This is a genomic window from Pseudovibrio sp. Ad46 (assembly GCF_001623065.1).
GTDB lineage: Bacteria > Pseudomonadota > Alphaproteobacteria > Rhizobiales > Stappiaceae > Pseudovibrio.
In genome coordinates this window covers 260,038-277,220 of the sequence record NZ_LMCG01000005.1, presented here as the reverse complement: position 1 = coordinate 277,220, position 17,183 = coordinate 260,038, and the positions used below count along the sequence as shown (strand labels likewise).

20 protein-coding genes and 1 other RNA gene are annotated in these 17,183 nt (G+C 50.9%); 7 read left to right on the top strand and 14 right to left on the bottom strand.

All coding sequences use genetic code 11. The annotated features are described in order from the left end of the window. Positions 1-85 precede the first annotated feature (85 nt). Positions 86-910, bottom strand: a complete 825-nt coding sequence (locus PsAD46_RS02840) for a nucleotidyltransferase domain-containing protein (RefSeq protein ID WP_208981634.1) — start codon at positions 908-910, stop codon at positions 86-88. A 138-nt stretch (positions 911-1,048) separates the two neighbouring features. Beyond that, complete coding sequence (locus PsAD46_RS02835; RefSeq protein WP_063294249.1) at positions 1,049-1,402, bottom strand: carboxymuconolactone decarboxylase family protein; 354 nt, start codon at positions 1,400-1,402, stop codon at positions 1,049-1,051. Between the two features lie 209 nt (positions 1,403-1,611). Between PsAD46_RS02835 and PsAD46_RS02830 the strand changes: the two genes are divergently transcribed. Both PsAD46_RS02830 and PsAD46_RS02825 read left to right on the top strand, forming a co-directional pair. Further along, positions 1,612-2,211, top strand: coding sequence for a TetR/AcrR family transcriptional regulator (locus PsAD46_RS02830; protein WP_063294250.1), 600 nt, complete (start codon positions 1,612-1,614; stop codon positions 2,209-2,211). A gap of 250 nt (positions 2,212-2,461) precedes the next feature. Continuing rightward, a complete protein-coding gene (locus PsAD46_RS02825; RefSeq protein ID WP_063286407.1) occupies positions 2,462-3,148 on the top strand; it encodes an outer membrane beta-barrel protein in 687 nt (228 codons plus the stop codon). 80 nt (positions 3,149-3,228) lie between these two features. On the opposite strand, the gene PsAD46_RS02820 is transcribed toward PsAD46_RS02825, so the two are convergent. From PsAD46_RS02820 to nudC, 9 genes are all read right to left on the bottom strand, one after another. After that, complete coding sequence (locus PsAD46_RS02820; protein WP_063294251.1) at positions 3,229-4,011, bottom strand: succinate dehydrogenase iron-sulfur subunit; 783 nt, start codon at positions 4,009-4,011, stop codon at positions 3,229-3,231. A 25-nt stretch (positions 4,012-4,036) separates the two neighbouring features. Next, the gene (gene sdhA / locus PsAD46_RS02815; RefSeq protein WP_063306090.1) at positions 4,037-5,902 is read right to left on the bottom strand and encodes a succinate dehydrogenase flavoprotein subunit; all 1,866 of its coding nucleotides are present in this window, start codon (positions 5,900-5,902) and stop codon (positions 4,037-4,039) included. Positions 5,903-5,907: 5 nt separating this feature from the next. Further along, positions 5,908-6,291, bottom strand: coding sequence for a succinate dehydrogenase, hydrophobic membrane anchor protein (sdhD, locus tag PsAD46_RS02810; protein ID WP_063286405.1), 384 nt, complete (start codon positions 6,289-6,291; stop codon positions 5,908-5,910). A gap of 10 nt (positions 6,292-6,301) precedes the next feature. Next, positions 6,302-6,700, bottom strand: coding sequence for a succinate dehydrogenase, cytochrome b556 subunit (sdhC, locus tag PsAD46_RS02805; RefSeq protein ID WP_057462994.1), 399 nt, complete (start codon positions 6,698-6,700; stop codon positions 6,302-6,304). A 465-nt stretch (positions 6,701-7,165) separates the two neighbouring features. Beyond that, entirely contained in the window at positions 7,166-7,696 is a 531-nt protein-coding gene (locus PsAD46_RS02800; RefSeq protein ID WP_063306089.1) for a dihydrofolate reductase family protein, read from the bottom strand. 260 nt (positions 7,697-7,956) lie between these two features. Further along, positions 7,957-8,433, bottom strand: a complete 477-nt coding sequence (locus tag PsAD46_RS02795) for a GNAT family N-acetyltransferase (RefSeq protein ID WP_063306088.1) — start codon at positions 8,431-8,433, stop codon at positions 7,957-7,959. A gap of 46 nt (positions 8,434-8,479) precedes the next feature. After that, the gene (locus PsAD46_RS02790; protein WP_057462997.1) at positions 8,480-9,154 is read right to left on the bottom strand and encodes a sulfate transporter family protein; all 675 of its coding nucleotides are present in this window, start codon (positions 9,152-9,154) and stop codon (positions 8,480-8,482) included. A gap of 144 nt (positions 9,155-9,298) precedes the next feature. Beyond that, entirely contained in the window at positions 9,299-9,913 is a 615-nt protein-coding gene (locus PsAD46_RS02785) for a histidine phosphatase family protein (protein ID WP_063306087.1), read from the bottom strand. Between the two features lie 61 nt (positions 9,914-9,974). Continuing rightward, entirely contained in the window at positions 9,975-10,940 is a 966-nt protein-coding gene (gene nudC, locus PsAD46_RS02780) for an NAD(+) diphosphatase (protein WP_063306086.1), read from the bottom strand. 192 nt (positions 10,941-11,132) lie between these two features. Here nudC and ffs point away from each other — a divergent pair. The 5 genes from ffs (at position 11,133) to PsAD46_RS02755 (ending at position 15,033) form a co-directional block, all read left to right on the top strand. Further along, positions 11,133-11,231: signal recognition particle sRNA small type (gene ffs / locus PsAD46_RS02775), an RNA gene on the top strand. Between the two features lie 103 nt (positions 11,232-11,334). Next, positions 11,335-13,203, top strand: a complete 1,869-nt coding sequence (locus PsAD46_RS02770) for a DNA polymerase III subunit gamma/tau (protein WP_193776901.1) — start codon at positions 11,335-11,337, stop codon at positions 13,201-13,203. Between the two features lie 80 nt (positions 13,204-13,283). Then, positions 13,284-13,610 carry a YbaB/EbfC family nucleoid-associated protein gene (locus PsAD46_RS02765; protein WP_057463002.1) on the top strand — a complete coding sequence of 109 codons (327 nt, stop codon included), beginning with the start codon at positions 13,284-13,286 and terminating at the stop codon, positions 13,608-13,610. Between the two features lie 177 nt (positions 13,611-13,787). Next, positions 13,788-14,399 (top strand): recombination mediator RecR, encoded by a 612-nt coding sequence (gene recR / locus PsAD46_RS02760; protein ID WP_057463003.1) that lies wholly within the window; start codon positions 13,788-13,790, stop codon positions 14,397-14,399. A gap of 115 nt (positions 14,400-14,514) precedes the next feature. Beyond that, the gene (locus tag PsAD46_RS02755) at positions 14,515-15,033 is read left to right on the top strand and encodes a GNAT family N-acetyltransferase (RefSeq protein ID WP_063306084.1); all 519 of its coding nucleotides are present in this window, start codon (positions 14,515-14,517) and stop codon (positions 15,031-15,033) included. A 78-nt stretch (positions 15,034-15,111) separates the two neighbouring features. Here the strand turns inward: PsAD46_RS02755 and PsAD46_RS27830 are convergent, their stop codons facing one another. The 3 genes from PsAD46_RS27830 to PsAD46_RS02740 form a co-directional block, all read right to left on the bottom strand. Then, positions 15,112-15,615, bottom strand: a complete 504-nt coding sequence (locus tag PsAD46_RS27830) for a hypothetical protein (protein ID WP_153040668.1) — start codon at positions 15,613-15,615, stop codon at positions 15,112-15,114. Continuing rightward, entirely contained in the window at positions 15,609-15,998 is a 390-nt protein-coding gene (locus PsAD46_RS02750) for a hypothetical protein (RefSeq protein ID WP_057463005.1), read from the bottom strand. Before PsAD46_RS02750 ends, PsAD46_RS27830 begins: the two co-directional genes overlap by 7 nt. A gap of 654 nt (positions 15,999-16,652) precedes the next feature. After that, entirely contained in the window at positions 16,653-16,925 is a 273-nt protein-coding gene (locus PsAD46_RS02740; RefSeq protein WP_063306082.1) for a hypothetical protein, read from the bottom strand. Positions 16,926-17,183 lie beyond the last annotated feature (258 nt).

Genomic DNA, 17,183 nt, shown 5'->3' with positions numbered 1-17,183 from the left:
GATCTTTCTCACGCAAACTGGCACGGTTCTGCTGTTTCTGCAGGACTACAGGTGAGAGAAGTAAACAGAAGGCCTTGTGAGACCATTAGTTTTTAGGGACGACTGCCCATTTCAGGAAGAATCGGTCCGCTTGAGCTGCAGTTTCCTGAGTAAATTGGCGACGTCGGCGGGCAAGTAGTGCAGGGCCAGCCTCCAATTCAGCCAGGATCAGATCGTTGATAGCGCCAGCAGGGCGAACGACGTCCTTGATCATCCCAGCTTCGCTACGCTCTACCAACTCCTCGATCTCACCACGCAGAACGGGGCGAATAAAGGTCGCCTCGGCAATATCTGAGAGGCGAGAAGGCGGAACACCCTGATAGCGATTCTGATTGTACCAGCGCAGCACCAGTGATGAGCGGATGAGGTCATACAAGCGTTCAGGTACGATCTCGCCGAGTGACACACCGTCAAACCGGTGCTTCTGTCGCTCAATCCGATTGTAATGATAAAGCGCGAAACGAACCGGGTCACAATGCTCAAGGGCAAAAGAGATCAACGACTTCGGAAACTCGTCATGCCCCGCATATGGGTCCTTCAACTGAACCCAATCAAGCGGCTCAGGATTGCCTTTTAACAGCGCAATGAGCGTTTTTTTTAAGTCCCAGCCAGACACATTTGCCGGGACATTCACATCAACGTCTACCGTCTCATCAACTGGAAAAAGGGAAAGGTAGTGCTCAATTGATCGAATGTAGATGAACCGACAATTGGCGTAGTGAGCTTCAGATTTTTTATGAAGATACAGGTGTGAAAGATCGCCCGCGTGCAGAACACGCAGATTTCTTTCGTTTTCCAAGTCACGAAAGTTCTTTTCCAGCTCCATAAAAACAGAAGAGCTTTCCGAACCAACCTGTGAAGGTGCACCCACCAATTTTGCCTACCTGAAATCTAAGAGGCTTCCCCTCGTTGCACTTACCCTTGAACGCAATTCAGGGCAAGTGCACGCAAGCAGTTTGCTCTCTAAGTTTTAGGAAAACAGAGAGATTGGGTGAAGATACGTCACTTCTTACTTTGCTTCTGAAGACAGAGCATCAAATGCACTGAGCGCTTCTGCTGCGTACATGAGGGAAGGTCCGCCACCCATGTAAACAGCCACACCGAGAGCTTCCATCAGCTCTTCACGTGTTACACCATATTTGATGCAGGCTTTTGCGTGGTATCCAAGGCAGGCATCACAGCGTGCAGCAACACCGATGGAGATCGCGATGAGCTCTTTTTGCTTCGGTTCAAGAGCGCCGGTTCCAATCGCGCTTTTCGCGATTTCGCCAAACCCCTTCATAACGCCAGGAATACCCGGGCGCAGTTCAGCGATGCGACCATCCGTTTGGGTGAGGAATTCTTGCCATTTTTCTACAGCCATGCTTCGACTCCTTTTATATTAGATATTTCTAATACTAATAATTCGCAAAAATCCAACAATGACTAAAATCAAAGAAATCGCGCTTAGCGCATTAATATCATTCGTGTTTTTACATAATTTGTCCGTTAATATGACGCATACGTCATTGCAATCTCTACTCAGCTATGATTACTGAAGGAACTCTCGTTTTTTCATTTTCGGAAATTGATATGTCCATCGCAGAAATCCTGACTGCAAAGGGCCGTGCTGCTGACCTGCTCGCTGCCGCCCGTGATGCATTCCTCACCCAAGGGTACAAGAAAACCTCGGTGAGCGAGATTGCAGATGCCTCAGGTATCTCAATGGCACACATCTATAACTTCTACCCAAGCAAGATAGACCTTGCCTGTGCTGTTGTCGCTGCAGAGGTGGTGAAGCTGGTTGCGCGCCTTGAAACAGCTACTGACCCCAACGCCAGTGCCTCAGCACGTCTGAGCAAGTTTCTCATGATGGAATTTGAAGAGACTTATCGCCTGCTGGCACTCAACAAGGGTCTGGCAGACTGCTTGCAGGTGCTGGAACAGAAGCGCCCGGAAGACTTTGAAGAACTGTTCCGGCTTGTGCGACAACCAATGCACACTATCCTGCATTCCGGCAACCTTGCTGAGGAATTTGACCTACGAGAAGTCAGTCAGGTGGCAAGACACATTCACGCTGCGACGATGAAGTTCCGCTTTCCTCAACTGCACAGCCACGAACCCTATGAGATACAGCGCAAAGAATGCATTGGCGTTATCAAGCTGGTTCTGCGAGGCGTTGAGCGACGCTAGAGAGTTGCTGACTTTTTCGTAAACCCGCCATGAGCTCATTGACGGTTTCGTAGGGATTGCAGGTATCTCCCCCTTGAAATTGAGAAATCAGCACATCAATGCCTGTCAATTCCAACTAGCCTTAACGCAAATTTTCCTTTTTAAAATCAAGCATTTATAAAGATCGCAGTTCTAGACTTATTTGTATCAAGTTACCTATCACGTCTGATTATTTAGCCGTGTCATCCTCTTGCGTATTTTGGGGGAACCAATGAGTCGCTTAAGAGTATTTGCGTTTGCGGTATTGGGATTGCTCGGCTTCAGCAGCCATTCCTATGCTGTTGAATACCCACCTGGTGTAGAGGTGGAAGAGCCCTATGAAGTTTACGAGGAAGAAGTTGTCGATGGGCTGATCACCCCACCTGAATATGACTGGGATGGCTTCTATCTCGGTGTGCAGGGTGGCTGGGCCCGCCTTCATGGCACGAACCGCTTCAACAACAGTGGTACGCAGTATAACGGCGGGACCGTTGGGTTATACGGCGGCTACAACTACACCTATCAGAACATTCTGATCGGCGTAGAAGGCGAAGGCGCTTACTGGTCTTTTGGTGAGCGTTCTCGCGGTGAAATGTCTTTGCGCTCTGATTACTTCGCTGCCGCAAAGATCCGGGCCGGCCTCACCTACGATTGGTTCATGGCGTATGTGACTGGTGGTGCAGCTGTTTCCACCTTCCGTGCCTCTAACCCGAATTTCGGTCCTGGCTCCGACAGCAATACCATGCTTGGCTGGGTTGGCGGTGCTGGCCTTGAGATGTTCGTCACAGAGCGAGTGATTGTACGCCTGGACTATGAGCGCATTGTCTTTCCCGGTCGTAGCTTTACCGTTGGTGGAACGCGCTTCAAGGAAGACATTGACAGCGACGCTATCCGGATCGGTGTTTCCTATAAGTTTTAGGCTATTAGCCTCAAATGAAAAAAGCCGCCTCATTTCAGTGAGGCGGCTTTTCTTGATTTTACAACGTGCTCACACGTTGATTAAACGCGACGCTCGACCATCATCTTCTTGATCTCAGCAATTGCCTTTGCAGGGTTCAGACCCTTTGGACATGCCTGAGAGCAGTTCATGATGGTGTGGCAGCGGTACAGACGGAACGGATCTTCAAGATTGTCCAGACGCTCACCAGTTGCCTCATCACGGCTGTCGATCAACCAACGGTAAGCCTGCAGAAGGACTGCAGGGCCGAGGTAGCGATCACCATTCCACCAGTAGCTTGGGCAAGAGGTGGAGCAGCAAGCACACAGAATGCACTCATAAAGACCATCCAGTTTCTGGCGATCTTCATAGGACTGCAGCCATTCTTTCTCAGGCTCAGGTGTCGTGGTTTTCAACCATGGCTCGATAGAGCGATGCTGCGCGTAAAAACGAGTCAGATCCGGCACAAGATCCTTCACAACAGGCATGTGCGGCAGAGGGTAGATTTTGACGATCTCGTGAGAGCATTCGTCAGCACCCTTTGTACATGCCAGTGTGTTGGTTCCGTCGATGTTCATAGCACAGGATCCGCAGATCCCTTCACGACAAGACCGGCGGAAGGTCAATGTTGGATCGACCTTATCCTTGATGTAGATGAGCGCGTCCAGCACCATTGGGCCACAATCGTCCGCATCAACGTAGTAGGTGTCGATGCGTGGTTTGCGTCCGTCATCCGGAGACCAGCGGTAGATGCGGTACTCACGGGTGTTAGTGGCGCCTTCCGGCTTTGGCCAGACTTTGCCCTCTCCCATCCGGGAGTTTTGTGGCAGTTTGAATTCAGCCATAACAGTTACTCCAGATTTCGGCGCCTTAGTAGACGCGGGCTTTCGGTGCGATCTTCTTCATGTCGATGCCACCTTGATCGTAGGTAGTCAGCGGCTCGAGAACAACCGGACGATAGCTCAAGGTCACCTTACCATCCTCAGAGAGGTGAGAGATGGTGTGCTTGCGCCACTCGTCATCGTTACGACCACCGAGAGGACCATCTTTATAGTCTTCACGAGCATGTGCACCACGGCTCTCTTTACGCGCTTCAGCGCCGTAAACAGTGGTGATTGCGTTGGCCATAAGGTTTTCAAGCTCAAGCGTTTCGACCAGATCAGAGTTCCAAATCATGGAGCTGTCAGAGACGTGCAGTTCGCTCATTTCGTCCCAGATAGCGGAGATGCGCTTACATCCCTGCTCCAGGCTTTCCTGAGTACGGAACACAGCCGCATCTTCCTGCATGGTCTTCTGCATCTTGGAGCGCAACTCAGCCGTTGGGGTAGACCCTTTTGCAAAGCGCAGCTTATCGAAGCGAGCCATGATTTTCTGACTGGAAGCTTCGTTAGGCTCTGGAATTGGAGCTTCACGATCAACAACTTCACCAGCGCGGATAGCAGCCGCACGACCGAACACAACAAGATCGATCAGCGAGTTTGAACCGAGGCGGTTTGCACCGTGAACGGATGCACACCCAGCTTCACCAACAGCCATCAGACCCGGCGCGATTGCGTTTGGATCTTCTTTGGTTGGGTTCAGCACTTCACCCCAATAGTTGGTTGGAATACCACCCATATTGTAGTGAACAGTTGGCAGAACCGGGATCGGCTCCTTAGTCACGTCAACACCTGCAAAGATGCGCGCACTTTCGGAGATACCTGGAAGACGCTCTGCCAGCAGATCAGGATCAAGATGATCCAGGTGCAGGAAGATGTGGTCTTTGTTTTTGCCAACGCCACGACCTTCGCGAATTTCCATCGTCATACAACGGGAAACAACATCACGAGAGGCGAGATCTTTCGCGGAAGGAGCATAACGCTCCATAAAGCGCTCACCCTCAGAGTTTACGAGGTAACCGCCTTCACCACGAGCACCTTCCGTGATCAAACAGCCTGAGCCGTAGATACCGGTTGGGTGGAACTGAACGAACTCCATATCCTGCAGAGGCAGCCCCGCACGAGCGATCATGCCGCCGCCATCACCTGTACAGGTGTGGGCAGATGTTGCGGAGAAGAACGAACGTCCGTAACCACCAGTGGCCAGAACAACCATCTTCGCAGAGAAGCGGTGGATTGTGCCGTCATCGAGGTTCCAGGCGATCACGCCCTCGCATACGCCCTCTTCTGACATGATCAGATCAAGTGCGAAGTACTCGATGAAGAAATCAGCGTTGTGGCGCAGAGACTGACCATACAGCGTATGCAGGATCGCGTGACCAGTCCGGTCAGCAGCAGCACAGGTGCGCTGTACCGGGGGACCTTCACCGTAGTTCTGCATGTGTCCGCCGAATGGGCGCTGATAGATCTTGCCTTCTTCCGTACGGGAGAAAGGCACACCGTAGTGCTCAAGCTCATAAACTGCCTTTGGTGCTTCACGCGCGAGGTATTCCATCGCATCCGTGTCACCGAGCCAATCAGAGCCCTTAACAGTGTCATACATATGCCACTGCCAGCAGTCTGGCGTCATGTTCTTCAAGCTTGCTGCAATACCACCCTGTGCTGCCACAGTGTGGGAGCGAGTTGGAAACACCTTGGAGATACAAGCTGTTTTCAATCCCTGCTCAGCCATACCGAGCGTTGCCCGAAGGCCAGCACCACCAGCACCTACAACCACAACGTCAAACTTGTGGTCTACAAACTCATAGGCCTTGCCGCTCTGGCTTGGCGCTATCGATACACCGGTCTGTTCAACCATCTAGATCAGCCTCCGAAGCTGATTTTAAGCACTGCAACCACGGAAGCGAGTGCGATAAAAGAAGCGAAGAAAATGTTTCCCATAAGAAGAAGAAGCTTGAGCCCTTCTGAATGGAAGTAATCTTCGATGATGACTTGCATGCCCAGCTTCATGTGCAGGCAGCCGACCAAGATCACCAAAAGCAGCAAGGTGGAGATGATCGGGTTTTGAAGTGCTTCAGTGAAACTCGCATAATCAGCGCCTTGCAACGCGATGACGAGGATAACAAAGAAGGAAATAAGGAACACATTTGCTACAGCGGTCAAACGCTGACGCCAGAAATGCGACGTGCCGTCCTTAGCTGAGCCAAGGCCGCGAACTTTCCCGAGCGGAGTGCGCATATCGGTCATTGATCTCTCCTTAAGCAACGATGAAACCGATGATCCAGAGGATCACGGTAAGAGCAACAGAGCCTACGATTGTCGCGCGAGCCATCCAGTTCGCTGCAGACAATTCAAAGCCATGCCCCATGTCCCAGATGAAGTGACGCAAACCGCCAATCATGTGGTGCACAAGTGCCCATGTGAAGCCGAAGAGGACCAGACGGCCCAGGAAGGAACCGAAAACGTCCATTGCGAATTGATAGGACTCAGGACCTGCTGCTGCGCAGATGAGCCAGAACGCCATCAAAATCGTTCCAAAATAAAGCGCCGCCCCGGTGATGCGATGTAGAATGGACATCACCATCGTCACGATCGGCTTATAGATCTGAAGATGGGGCGATAATGGCCGGTTGGCCTTGAGGTCAGCGTTCGCCATAAATCTCTCTCCCGTCCCTGGTTACAGCTACGCTTACGTAAACGTAACAAAACAAGGCGTTGTATGAGGTTCTAATACCTTCAGTTTCGGGGTGCGTCAAAGCATCCTATGCGACTAAATGCTTTTTCTACTAGGTTTGCCCTTAAAATTGGCCGAAATGATTAGATTTTGCGGTGTAAATTTTGTTGGTTTCTACCCGATCAAGTAACAAGAATCTGGTAGTTTATTATCTTGAGTTTTGTAGTCATATTTTAATTTACTGAAATTGTGCGAAATTTTTCAGAAAATCACTTAAAGTCAAATTACGTTTACGTAAACTTTATTTAATGTGAGCGAGCTGACGCGACCCACTACTTCAAATTTAGAGCAGCCAATCTTGATTTCCAGTTTAGGCACCTATCCCGTGCTCTATTCACTGGTAAAAAGAGGCGGAGCAGGTGTGGCCTGCCCCGCATTGGTAATAAGCTACTGCAGATCAAACTCACAATACTCAACGCCGCTATCATACAGCGTTGAAGAGGTGCATTTGAGATCGATCAGCTCAGAGACATTCGCAAATAACGGTGTCCCAGCTCCGCAGAGGACAGGTGCAACTTTCAGGCGTAGGACATTGATCAGTTTAGACGCAGCCAGCAAACCTGCAAACATCCCTCCCCCACACAGGTAGATATCGCCACCATGCTCATTCTTCAGCGCAGAGATGTGCGTGGTAAAGTCTGCTCGCACTGCCTCAACCTGGGCATCTTCAGGCAGCTGAATTCCTTCTGAGAAAATCAGATGCCGCATATGCGGGTAAGCTTTTGCGCCTGCGGGGAGGCCATACTGGTAGGCAAACTCATAGGTATGTCGTCCCGTGATCACAGTATCATAGGTCGCTAATCGCTCGTTGTAAGCGTCTACATGATCACCAGTATGGGGGAAGATTGAAACATCGCCATTCGGGCCAGCAATAAAACCGTCGCGACTAACGGCGACGTCATAGACAATGCGTCTCATAAAGACTCCATCAAAAACAAACAGGCATCAAACACCGCCACGTAGATTGTGGGAGTGCTGTTCAACAGAATTGAGTTGCCTTAGTTGTTCACTGACAGAGTCCTCCTCATTGCTGGATTACATGCTGAAACAGATTTCTCTCCGGATCAACCTGCACGAAACGAAGAGCAGTCAAATGGGGGAAAAGAGAGTTGATGTGATGTTTGAGTAACAAGGGACAGCCAAGCTTCGCTCCCTTAAATCTCATAGATCAACACTCTTCAGAGCGCTTTTTCCATGTATCTGACGGTCTTTCCTTTTCCTTCCAGCTTAGCTTCCCCGACGATTTGAAAGCCTAGTGAAGCATGGAATGCGTCTGATGCCGGGTTGGGAGGATCTGAGTTTACTTCACATACAATGCGCTCGTATCCCTTTGCCTTCGCGAAGTTGAACAGGTCATCGTAGAGTTTGCCTGCAATGCCTTGCCCTCGTGCAGCTTTAGAAATCACAATCCGATCAACATAGAGAAAGTTGTCGTAGACTGCGCAGAACCATTTGAAATTAATCGAAGAATAATCACCGTCCTGGTCGTATGAGATGAGAAGGCCAGTCTCTTTTTCAGCAATCCTTACATAGCTTGCTTTCTCAATAAGCTCTGCAAAGCCATCACGTGTCAGAGAGGACAATTCGACAGCATGCTCTTCGTTCAGAGCGTGCGTCCAGGTTAGATCTTCAGCAATAAAGCTTCGAATAAGCAACGCAGCTACTTCCTGTTATTTCTTAAAATTGTAGCTATTTTTGAGTCTAGACGGATAGATTGCGTTTTGTCCGCAATGTCTTGAAAACGTGTACCATAAAGATCGTCGCAAAGAGTGGAGTGATCAGGTTCACGATTGGAATTGCGAGAACAAACGCAACGATCAGTCCGGCTGCGAACACGGTTCCGCCTTGCGATTTACGAAAAGCTTTTGCTTCTTGCGGCGACATAAAGCGCATTGCCACAAACTCAAAATATTCTCGGCCCAACAGATAGCCATTCACGAGCAAAAATGCGATTTGGCCGATACCGGGAATGAAGAACAGCATCAGAGCGAAAATGTTGGCGACAATGATAACGCCGACAAAACGGAGAGCCGTTACAATAGACTCGCCAAGCGGCAGCGCTTTGCCTCGCCTTTCATTGGGATAAGAGTGCTCTTCAACAAGCTCAGAAATCTGATCTTGATAGAAGGCGACGACCATCGCTGAAACCGGAGCCAGGATATAGCCGAGACCGATTAATGCGCCGATGCCTGTTACGATACTAACGGTCGTATCCTGCCAGTCTTGTGGTAAGTCTATGAAATACCCGACTACGCCTTGAATGGCGATCCAGACGACAAGAAGAAGAAGCAATGTTAGCCCTAAGGCTTTGAAAAAGATGCTTCTGAAATGCGGTTCAAAAACCTGCGAAAATGATTTTATTGCTGCCGATAACATCTCTTGTGCCAAATTTATGAAAACAGATGGCACTTAGATAAGCATTTCCCCGGTCTGCAACAAGAGCTGTCGCTTGTAAAGCAGCTTGCCATCCATCAGGATCAACAGGCTGCTTCAGTTCTTTGCGCCGGAACGTTCCCAAGTTTACTGAGCGAGTTCCATCTCATCGATCAGCTGCCACTTCAGGTTCTCGAGACTAGCGGAACACTTCTCAAGATCGACTGGATCAAAACGGAACCAGCAACCACCTCCAACATTCGGAGGCTGATCGAAGGCACGGTCGATGGCATTGTTGGCGAGGTGGCATTTGAGCAGCGTTCCCACGCCTCCGTGGCCAGAGAATAGAACAGGTTCGCCGCTTGGAATCGCGGTGAGCGCCTGTTTAATTGCAGTGACGACACGACTTTGCGCATCCAACGCCCGTTCCCAACCACGAACGCTCACTGCAGGGCGGCTGAAGAACTCATCGGCGACATGCTCAAACTCATCTGGCTCAAGAAAACCGGTTGAGCTGCGATCATTTTCGTGAAGGCCTGCGGCTGTGATCAGCTCCATGCCCAGGTGGCTCGCGATAATCTGACCAGTTTCGATTGCCTTTTTCTCGCGACTGGAAATGACATGATCGATTTCCAAAAGCCATGGCTGGCGCAGGCCTTGTTCTAAACGTTCGCGGCCTTTATCCGACAAATCCCAGTGCGGAACTGGGGTTGCCGGGTCGATGTCAACATTTGGGTGGGTCAAATATATACAGTAAGTCATGGCACCTCCCCGGTGCCATCAGGCACCTGTTAAATAACCACTGGCTCTACTCGTCCATGGGTCATTTTTCCTCGATATATTTCTTGATCAAATGATGCGCGATAGAGATGTCAGGGGGGCAAATTAATCCCGACTCTGCTTCGCTTTGGAGCATCTTCAGTGTCTCCTCTTTAGAAAACCACTGACAATCCTCCATTTCTTCATAGTCGATATTCAAGTCAGTCGTCAGCGCTTCACCGTGAAACCCAATCATAATATTTGATGGGAATGGCCATGGTTGGCTGGCGACGTATTCTACTTTGCCGACTTTAACGCCTGCTTCTTCAAAAACTTCTCGGCGGACGGCGTCTTCAAAGGTTTCGCCCGGTTCAACAAACCCAGCGAGTGTTGTGTAGACATTTTCCATCAGATGGTAAGGACGCCCCATCAGGCATTTGTCCCCGTGGGTGATCAACATTATCACCGCGGGGTCCGTTCTTGGGAAATGCTGCGCTGAGCAAGACGGGCAATCCCGTCGATAGCCAGATTCGGCGAGTTCCGTTGGCTGTCCACACTGAGAACACATCTTATGGGAGGAATGCCAGCGGCCTACAGAAGCAGCCTGCGCCATCATTCCAAGCACTTCCTGACTGGTTGCTCGTTTCATCGCTATTCCGCGCAGTCCGTATGCCGCGAATGCTCCGAGTTTTTCCAGTTCCTCATCAAGCGTTTCAGCATCCACTGTGTAACGCACACCAAAGTATGGGCGGTCTCCGTCAGTTTCGTCAATGCCAAGAAAGATGGTCGTCGGATCAGTGATATTCAGAGTTCTGAGCATCTCAACGGGATGGATGAAAGGCTCAGTCATGACCTCTTTATTGAAGATGAAAGCGTCGTTTGCCTGAATTAAAAAGCGGGCATCCGGGCTCGTCTTTAGCGAGTTAACCCATTCAGTATCTTTACGTTTTTCACCACAGCGATTAAGCGAGTTGGCAGAATAACAAAGAGCTGCAGAGGCATCATACACCTCAGCTGTTTCAGCCAGCATTTCGAATTCCTTAAATTATAAACTTATGTAAAGTGAACCCGAGATAGCACTGAAATGCAATGTTGTGGCGACATTTTCTGAATTCGGATTTGGCAGAACTCTCTGAAGATTCACAGTCTCGTCCACAGTAGCAAGCGGTAAACGCCAATGAACGCTTGCAAAATACAGGTAAAGCGACCATATACACGATCGGGAGGTTGGTGGTGGACGAGCCACTCGCCAACCGGGTCAGATCCGGAAGGAAGCAGCCCTAACGAGTCCATGGCACGGGTCATCGTGCCAGCCTCCCACCTAATTTTTCCCGCGCCCATACTCGACAAGCGGCCGGTCTTCGTCTTGAATGGCCGGGAGTAAGTTTTACCTTGCCTTTGAAGTGGCTGAGGATTTGGGCGATATGGACGGAATAGACCTTCAAGACGAGCACCAGATAACAACAGGCGCGGAAGATAATTCTTCCAGCAGCGATGGTGCATATCGCGTTCTCGCCCGTAAATACCGACCTAGTTCGTTCGATGATCTTTATGGTCAGGAGCCGATGGTTCAGACTCTGCAGAATGCATTTGAGACTGGACGTATCGCTCAAGCCTGGATGCTGACCGGGGTTCGCGGTGTCGGAAAAACGACCACTGCGCGTATTCTGGCCCGTGGGTTGAACTACCAGATCCCCGGCGAAATTGATAAACCTACCATACACTTAGATAAACCCGGCGTTCACTGTCAGGCGATCATGGAAGGTCGTCATGTCGATGTAATCGAGATGGATGCTGCGTCTCATACTGGCATTGACGACATTCGCGAGATTACCGAAGCGGCGCGGTATCGTCCGGCGAGTGCGCGGTACAAAGTGTACATCATCGATGAGGTGCATATGCTCTCCAAGTCGGCGTTCAACGGGTTGTTGAAGACGCTGGAAGAGCCGCCGGAGCATGTGAAATTCATTTTTGCAACCACAGAAATCCGCAAGGTTCCTGTGACTGTCCTCTCTCGTTGTCAGCGGTTTGACCTGCGCCGGATTGAAAGCTCTACGCTCGTTTCTCTGCTGCGCGAGATCTCCGGTAAAGAGGGTATAGAAATTTCTGATGAGGCGCTGGCTCTGATTGCTCGCGCTGGCGAAGGTTCTGCGCGAGACAGTTTATCCCTTCTGGATCAAGCCATTGCGCATGGTGCGGGCCGCATTGAAGCCAATGAAGTGCGCCAGATGCTAGGCCTTGCTGACCGCAGCCGGGTGATAGATTTGTTTGAGCACGTGATGCGCGGCGACATTGCCAGCGCTCTTGATGAGCTCAAAGCCCAATACGATGTGGGTGCCGATCCGGCAGTTGTCCTCTCTGACCTTGCAGACTTTACCCATTTGGTGACTCGGCTGAAAGCAGTGCCGAAGGCGGGTGAAGAGAACTCTGTGACTGAGAGTGAACGGCAGCGTGGGCGGGACTTTGCTGACAAGCTTTCCATGCGTGTTCTTTCCCGGACATGGCAGATATTGCTGAAGGGAATTAATGAAGTGCAGAACGCCCCTAAACCATTGGCTGCGGCTGACATGGTTCTGGTGCGCTTGTGCTACGCCTCTGATCTTCCTGACCCGGAAGAGGCGCTGAAGCTGCTGAAGTCTGGCAAGTTCTCCCCGGCTGGTGGTAATGCGCCTGCGGGCAACGCGCCACAGGGCGGCGGCGGATCTAGCGCCAGCGCCGTTCCATCCGGTGGCGGCTCAGCTCCTCAGTTACGTGCTGTAGCTGGCGGCCAGCCGATGACACAAGCTATTGGCGCTGCACCGCAATCAGCCCCTCAGATGCGGCAGGCTGAGGAACTTAAAGAGAAGATTGCGATCCGCTCCTGGGCTGAGGTTGCTCAACTTGCGGCCCGCATGAAGGACATTCCAGTCAAGGTTTCGGTTGAGCGCGCGCTGCGTCTTGTCAACTTCCAGCCGGGCCGCATTGAAGTACAGCCGACTGAGATTGCGACAGCTGATGCAGCTGGAGAACTGGGCCGAAAACTGACAGAATGGACGGGTCGTCGCTGGATTGTTGCGGTAAGTCGTGACCAGGGCCGACCGACTTTGCATGAAGAAAAAGAAGCTAACCAAAGACAGTTGGTTTCTGATGCACATTCTGATCCGGAAGTGGTGAAACTTATTTCTGCCTTTCCCGGGGCTAAGGTTGTTGACGTGCGCATTTTGAAGCAGGAGGAAGATCTCCCCCTTGAAGCGGCGTCCGAGTCTGTCGACATAGAAGACATGGACTCTATGGATTTCACCCAAGATTTCTAAGGTTTCTGTGCTATGAAACCTTATGAACCGAATTGATAGAGCGCTGATGTGTGCTCAAGAGACGTTTAAGGAGCGAGTCGATGGACTTTCTTAAAATGATGAAGCAAGCCAAGCAGATGCAGGAAAAGATGGGCGAGCTTCAGGAGACTGTAAACGACCTTTCCGTTGAGGGAACCTCAGGCGCAGGCATGGTCACCGTTACGTTGAATGGTAAAGGTGAGATGACTGGTTTGAAAATTGATCCTTCTCTCATCAATGCGGATGAAGTTGAGATCCTGGAAGATCTTATCCTCGCTGCGCATAACGATGCTAAGGGAAAAGGCGAGGCTTTGGTGCAGGAGCGTACGCAGGACATGATGTCCGGCATGGGTCTGCCAGCTGGCATGAAACTCCCGTTCGGCTCTTAATATCTTCAAGGCTATCTGTTGCCAAATCACCGCGGCCCTGCGCAGATTTGGCGGTAGACCTGAAACGGATTTATTCCCTCTTGCCCGCCTCTTCAGGCGGGCATAGTTTATCTGGCATTGTCTCGCAAAACTGCTTTGCGGGTGCCTTTTCTTTCTCGCAGAGAGCATAGATTTTAGATGAGTACACGCAGGGTTGCTGGTCCCGAAATTGAACGCCTGATACAGCTGCTGTCCAAGCTGCCCGGCCTCGGCCCGCGCTCGGCCAGACGTGCTGCTTTGCATCTGGTTCAGAAGAAAGATCAACTGCTTATCCCGCTGGCAGAAGCCATGGGCGTGGCGGTTGATCAGGTTGGCATCTGCTCTGAATGTGGCACCGTCGACACCAGTGATCCTTGCACCATATGCTCTGATCCGCGCCGGGATGGAGCAACCATTGTGGTGGTTGAGGACGTCTCTGACCTTTGGGCGCTGGAGCGGGCATCCGCTGTCAGCGCGCATTATCATGTCCTCGGTGGCACCCTGTCTCCGCTGGATGGGATCGGGCCGGATGACCTCAACATTTCCAAGCTGGTTGAGCGGATTGAAGGCGGTGTGGTGAGCGAAGTTATCCTCGCTGTGAACGCGACCGTTGAAGGACAGACCACTGCACATTTCATTACGGACCAGCTTGCGCGATTTGAGAATGTGAAAGTGACCCGTCTTGCCCATGGCGTGCCGGTTGGTGGGGAATTGGACTACCTTGACGAGGGCACGCTGGCGCAGGCTTTGCGAGCAAGAACAAAGTTTTAGCAGGTTTCTTGCTCTGTGCTTGTGCGGGTATTTCCGTCGCATAAGTCGTTTGCGTTGCTATGTGCGTTGATTTGAAAGATTTGCGTATTTATTGCGTTGAACAGGATTTTTGAAAATGAACACGTCTTCCGCCAAACCAACCCAGTTTTTCATCCGCAAAACCCAGCGCAATGATGTGGATGAACTGCTCGCCCTGCTCAACCGGATTATTGAGGCCGGGGGGACAACTGCGCTTGAGAAGCCGTTGAACAAAGGTGAGTTCATCGAGTGGTTTCTTGAAGCGGATATTCTGGAGAGCACTGTTTGCGCGATTGATCGTGAGAGCGGCGAGCCGCTTGGCTTTCAAATCGCCAGCCATTACGGAGATATCCCCGCTGACTGGATTGATATCGGCACCTTTGTGAAACCGGGTTTGCACAAGAGCGGCATTGGCAGTGCGCTGTTCAAAGCGACACTTGCCAATCTGGAAGGCAAAGGCCTCGTCACCATCACCGCCACCATCCGCGCCGACAACACCGGCGGCCTCGCCTACTACACCTCCCGCGGCTTCAAAGACTACAAAGTGCTGGAAGCCGTGCCGCTGGCTGATGGGACACCGGTAGACCGGATTTGTAAGCGGTTTGATTTGGGGTGAGTTGGCAACAAGTTGTGCTGGATTATTTGCGCTTACCTAAACCAACCTGCAGCCAGAAACACAGAGCTCAATCGCTAATCAGCATCGAAACTGGTCACGATTGAAGTCAAACTCTTTAGGTGCGGAACACTTCGAGAGCCGATAAGGAATTTTGTCAGAAGAAAGCGCGAAAGGATCACCCTTTAGTCTTGCGATGATTCTTCGTTGCGACAATGCCAGCGACTGGCATGCAAAAGACCCACCATATCGCTTCGTTACTGGGTTATAGCTCTTCGCTGGATGCCGCCAACAAACAGCTTGTTGTCCTGCAACAGTATCACGCTTCCATTCCTCCGGGACTACCACTGAGTTCCCCGGATACCATAACCAAGCACGACCATTTTTGCCAAGATAGTTGACCTGATATCCATGAGCCTGAGAGAAACTTAAATAAGTCCAACCACTACTCGGGTACTCAGGAAATACTATCTCGCGGTCCACCACATCTTCAAAGGCTGGTCGAGATTGATTAGAACACCCAACGAGTCCTGCAATCATAATAAATGGAACAGTTAGGCTCACCGCTTTCAATATTTTTAACATTTGAGATCCACACGCCAATAATCAAAGCCTGAGTATTTAGATTGAATCTCTCGCAGATCCGACTTCTTTGAGAAGCCACCAACAAAAGCCAGTATTCCTGCCCCAAATTCTGCTTTACATCCAGTTACAGCGCGTGCAACGCCTTCAACCTCAGCAGGCGAATAAGGAAATCCTGAGCCTTTTGGAGCAACAAATGAAAAGGCTTTATCTTTTGCAACGGCCACCTCAAATGGCTTCCCTGCAAAGCGAACCTCCTGACGGGTTTTCCAGATAGAAAGGTTGGCAGCCTTTCGAGCGCGGACTTCTACACTATTACTTCCACTGCTAGAACAGCCAGCAATCAACATAGAAGCAGCGCATAAAGCGAACAATTGCTTTTTCATAACACTTCCCCATAGGTAATATACCGGCGAATATCACACGTTATTGGGGAAGTAAATTAACTGGCCATTACTACTTAGCTCAGTTTATCGAAATCACGCCTTACCTCTGTGAATGCCTCATAGAGCCCACGTACCCAGTCCGAGCAAAAGAGACGTTGAGATCTGCGTTTTGATTATCTGATGTAACTATAATGTATTGGTGAGGTTGTTGCGGTTGCTTCAATGCCGTCGTCCCGCACTTGATGCGGGATCCAGTGGGTGGGGCGGTAGAAGGAATGTTACCTCTGATTTTTCAGGGGGTGGACGTCATGTGGGTGGCACTGGTATTTTTAAGGAGGCGCTGGCCTGCGGCGTGGTGGTATTGCCGCAGACCAGCAGGGCACCGTTTGGCGAGGATGCGGGGTGGATTTGCGTTTCGCCATTGGTACCGGAGGCAAGTGGCACGGACTTGTGCCATTTACCCATCACAGTGCTGTTGAACGAGCTCTGCGTGGTCAGGGGTACCGATCACGTAGAGCGCGCTGCACGATTAAGCCATTTTCTAAGCCAGTCCTTTTTTACGAGGCTGGCTTTTTTCTTTGCTCCTGTGCATCTCCCTGATCGAAAACCGATGGGGTTTTTGGGAGGGTGCCTGCGAGCAAAGAGCTGCACGGCTTAATCAGGAAGCGGATTTTTTGCGTTTATTGGCTGCGGATGAGCGACTCGCTCTAACATTCCGCAGCTTTTTTCCAGTGCTTCAAGGCGATCGCGGAAGGCGTGATGCAAAGTGAACAGGGCATCGCGCTCACTGGAGTGCTGCATTCTCTCTGTCAGCACGAGGTGCTGAATATACGAGAGGTTTTGCAAATCCGAGACAGCGACGATGACTTCGTCAATTTCATTTTGGAAAGTATTTGTGGTGCCACAGGCACATGCGGAGTCGGTCATTCTCAATCCCTCTGTCTATAGGGTGTTGAACAACCGCGCGACAACAAGGCTTTCGACGGCCCGCTGGCGAGCGGGAGGTTCGAAACCTGTAGACAGACAGGCGAGTTTATTCCCTCCCGAAAGAGGTATTGTATTCACCGCCCTCCCGCTCATAGCAAAGGGTCTGCGCCCTTAGAAAAAAGGCACAAAAAATCCGCTAGTTAACGGGAGCGGTTACCGCTGTCTAAAGGAGGTTTCGAAGCCTCACAGATGAATGTG

What these genes read in the sequence shown, in the direction of transcription:
- PsAD46_RS02740 (WP_063306082.1), bottom strand. Translation starts at nt 16,925, where the DNA reads ATGACCGACTCCGCATGTGCCTGTGGCACCACAAATACTTTCCAAAAT.
- sdhA (WP_063306090.1), bottom strand. Translation starts at nt 5,902, where the DNA reads ATGGTTGAACAGACCGGTGTATCGATAGCGCCAAGCCAGAGCGGCAAG.
- PsAD46_RS02785 (WP_063306087.1), bottom strand. Translation starts at nt 9,913, where the DNA reads ATGACTTACTGTATATATTTGACCCACCCAAATGTTGACATCGACCCG.
- PsAD46_RS27830 (WP_153040668.1), bottom strand. Translation starts at nt 15,615, where the DNA reads ATGTTAAAAATATTGAAAGCGGTGAGCCTAACTGTTCCATTTATTATG.
- sdhD (WP_063286405.1), bottom strand. Translation starts at nt 6,291, where the DNA reads ATGACCGATATGCGCACTCCGCTCGGGAAAGTTCGCGGCCTTGGCTCA.
- recR (WP_057463003.1), top strand. Translation starts at nt 13,788, where the DNA reads ATGAGTACACGCAGGGTTGCTGGTCCCGAAATTGAACGCCTGATACAG.
- PsAD46_RS02790 (WP_057462997.1), bottom strand. Translation starts at nt 9,154, where the DNA reads ATGTTATCGGCAGCAATAAAATCATTTTCGCAGGTTTTTGAACCGCAT.
- PsAD46_RS02820 (WP_063294251.1), bottom strand. Translation starts at nt 4,011, where the DNA reads ATGGCTGAATTCAAACTGCCACAAAACTCCCGGATGGGAGAGGGCAAA.
- PsAD46_RS02770 (WP_193776901.1), top strand. Translation starts at nt 11,335, where the DNA reads ATGGACGGAATAGACCTTCAAGACGAGCACCAGATAACAACAGGCGCG.
- sdhC (WP_057462994.1), bottom strand. Translation starts at nt 6,700, where the DNA reads ATGGCGAACGCTGACCTCAAGGCCAACCGGCCATTATCGCCCCATCTT.
- PsAD46_RS02825 (WP_063286407.1), top strand. Translation starts at nt 2,462, where the DNA reads ATGAGTCGCTTAAGAGTATTTGCGTTTGCGGTATTGGGATTGCTCGGC.
- PsAD46_RS02755 (WP_063306084.1), top strand. Translation starts at nt 14,515, where the DNA reads ATGAACACGTCTTCCGCCAAACCAACCCAGTTTTTCATCCGCAAAACC.
- nudC (WP_063306086.1), bottom strand. Translation starts at nt 10,940, where the DNA reads ATGCTGGCTGAAACAGCTGAGGTGTATGATGCCTCTGCAGCTCTTTGT.
- PsAD46_RS02765 (WP_057463002.1), top strand. Translation starts at nt 13,284, where the DNA reads ATGGACTTTCTTAAAATGATGAAGCAAGCCAAGCAGATGCAGGAAAAG.
- PsAD46_RS02800 (WP_063306089.1), bottom strand. Translation starts at nt 7,696, where the DNA reads ATGAGACGCATTGTCTATGACGTCGCCGTTAGTCGCGACGGTTTTATT.
- PsAD46_RS02830 (WP_063294250.1), top strand. Translation starts at nt 1,612, where the DNA reads ATGTCCATCGCAGAAATCCTGACTGCAAAGGGCCGTGCTGCTGACCTG.
- PsAD46_RS02835 (WP_063294249.1), bottom strand. Translation starts at nt 1,402, where the DNA reads ATGGCTGTAGAAAAATGGCAAGAATTCCTCACCCAAACGGATGGTCGC.
- PsAD46_RS02750 (WP_057463005.1), bottom strand. Translation starts at nt 15,998, where the DNA reads ATGAAAAAGCAATTGTTCGCTTTATGCGCTGCTTCTATGTTGATTGCT.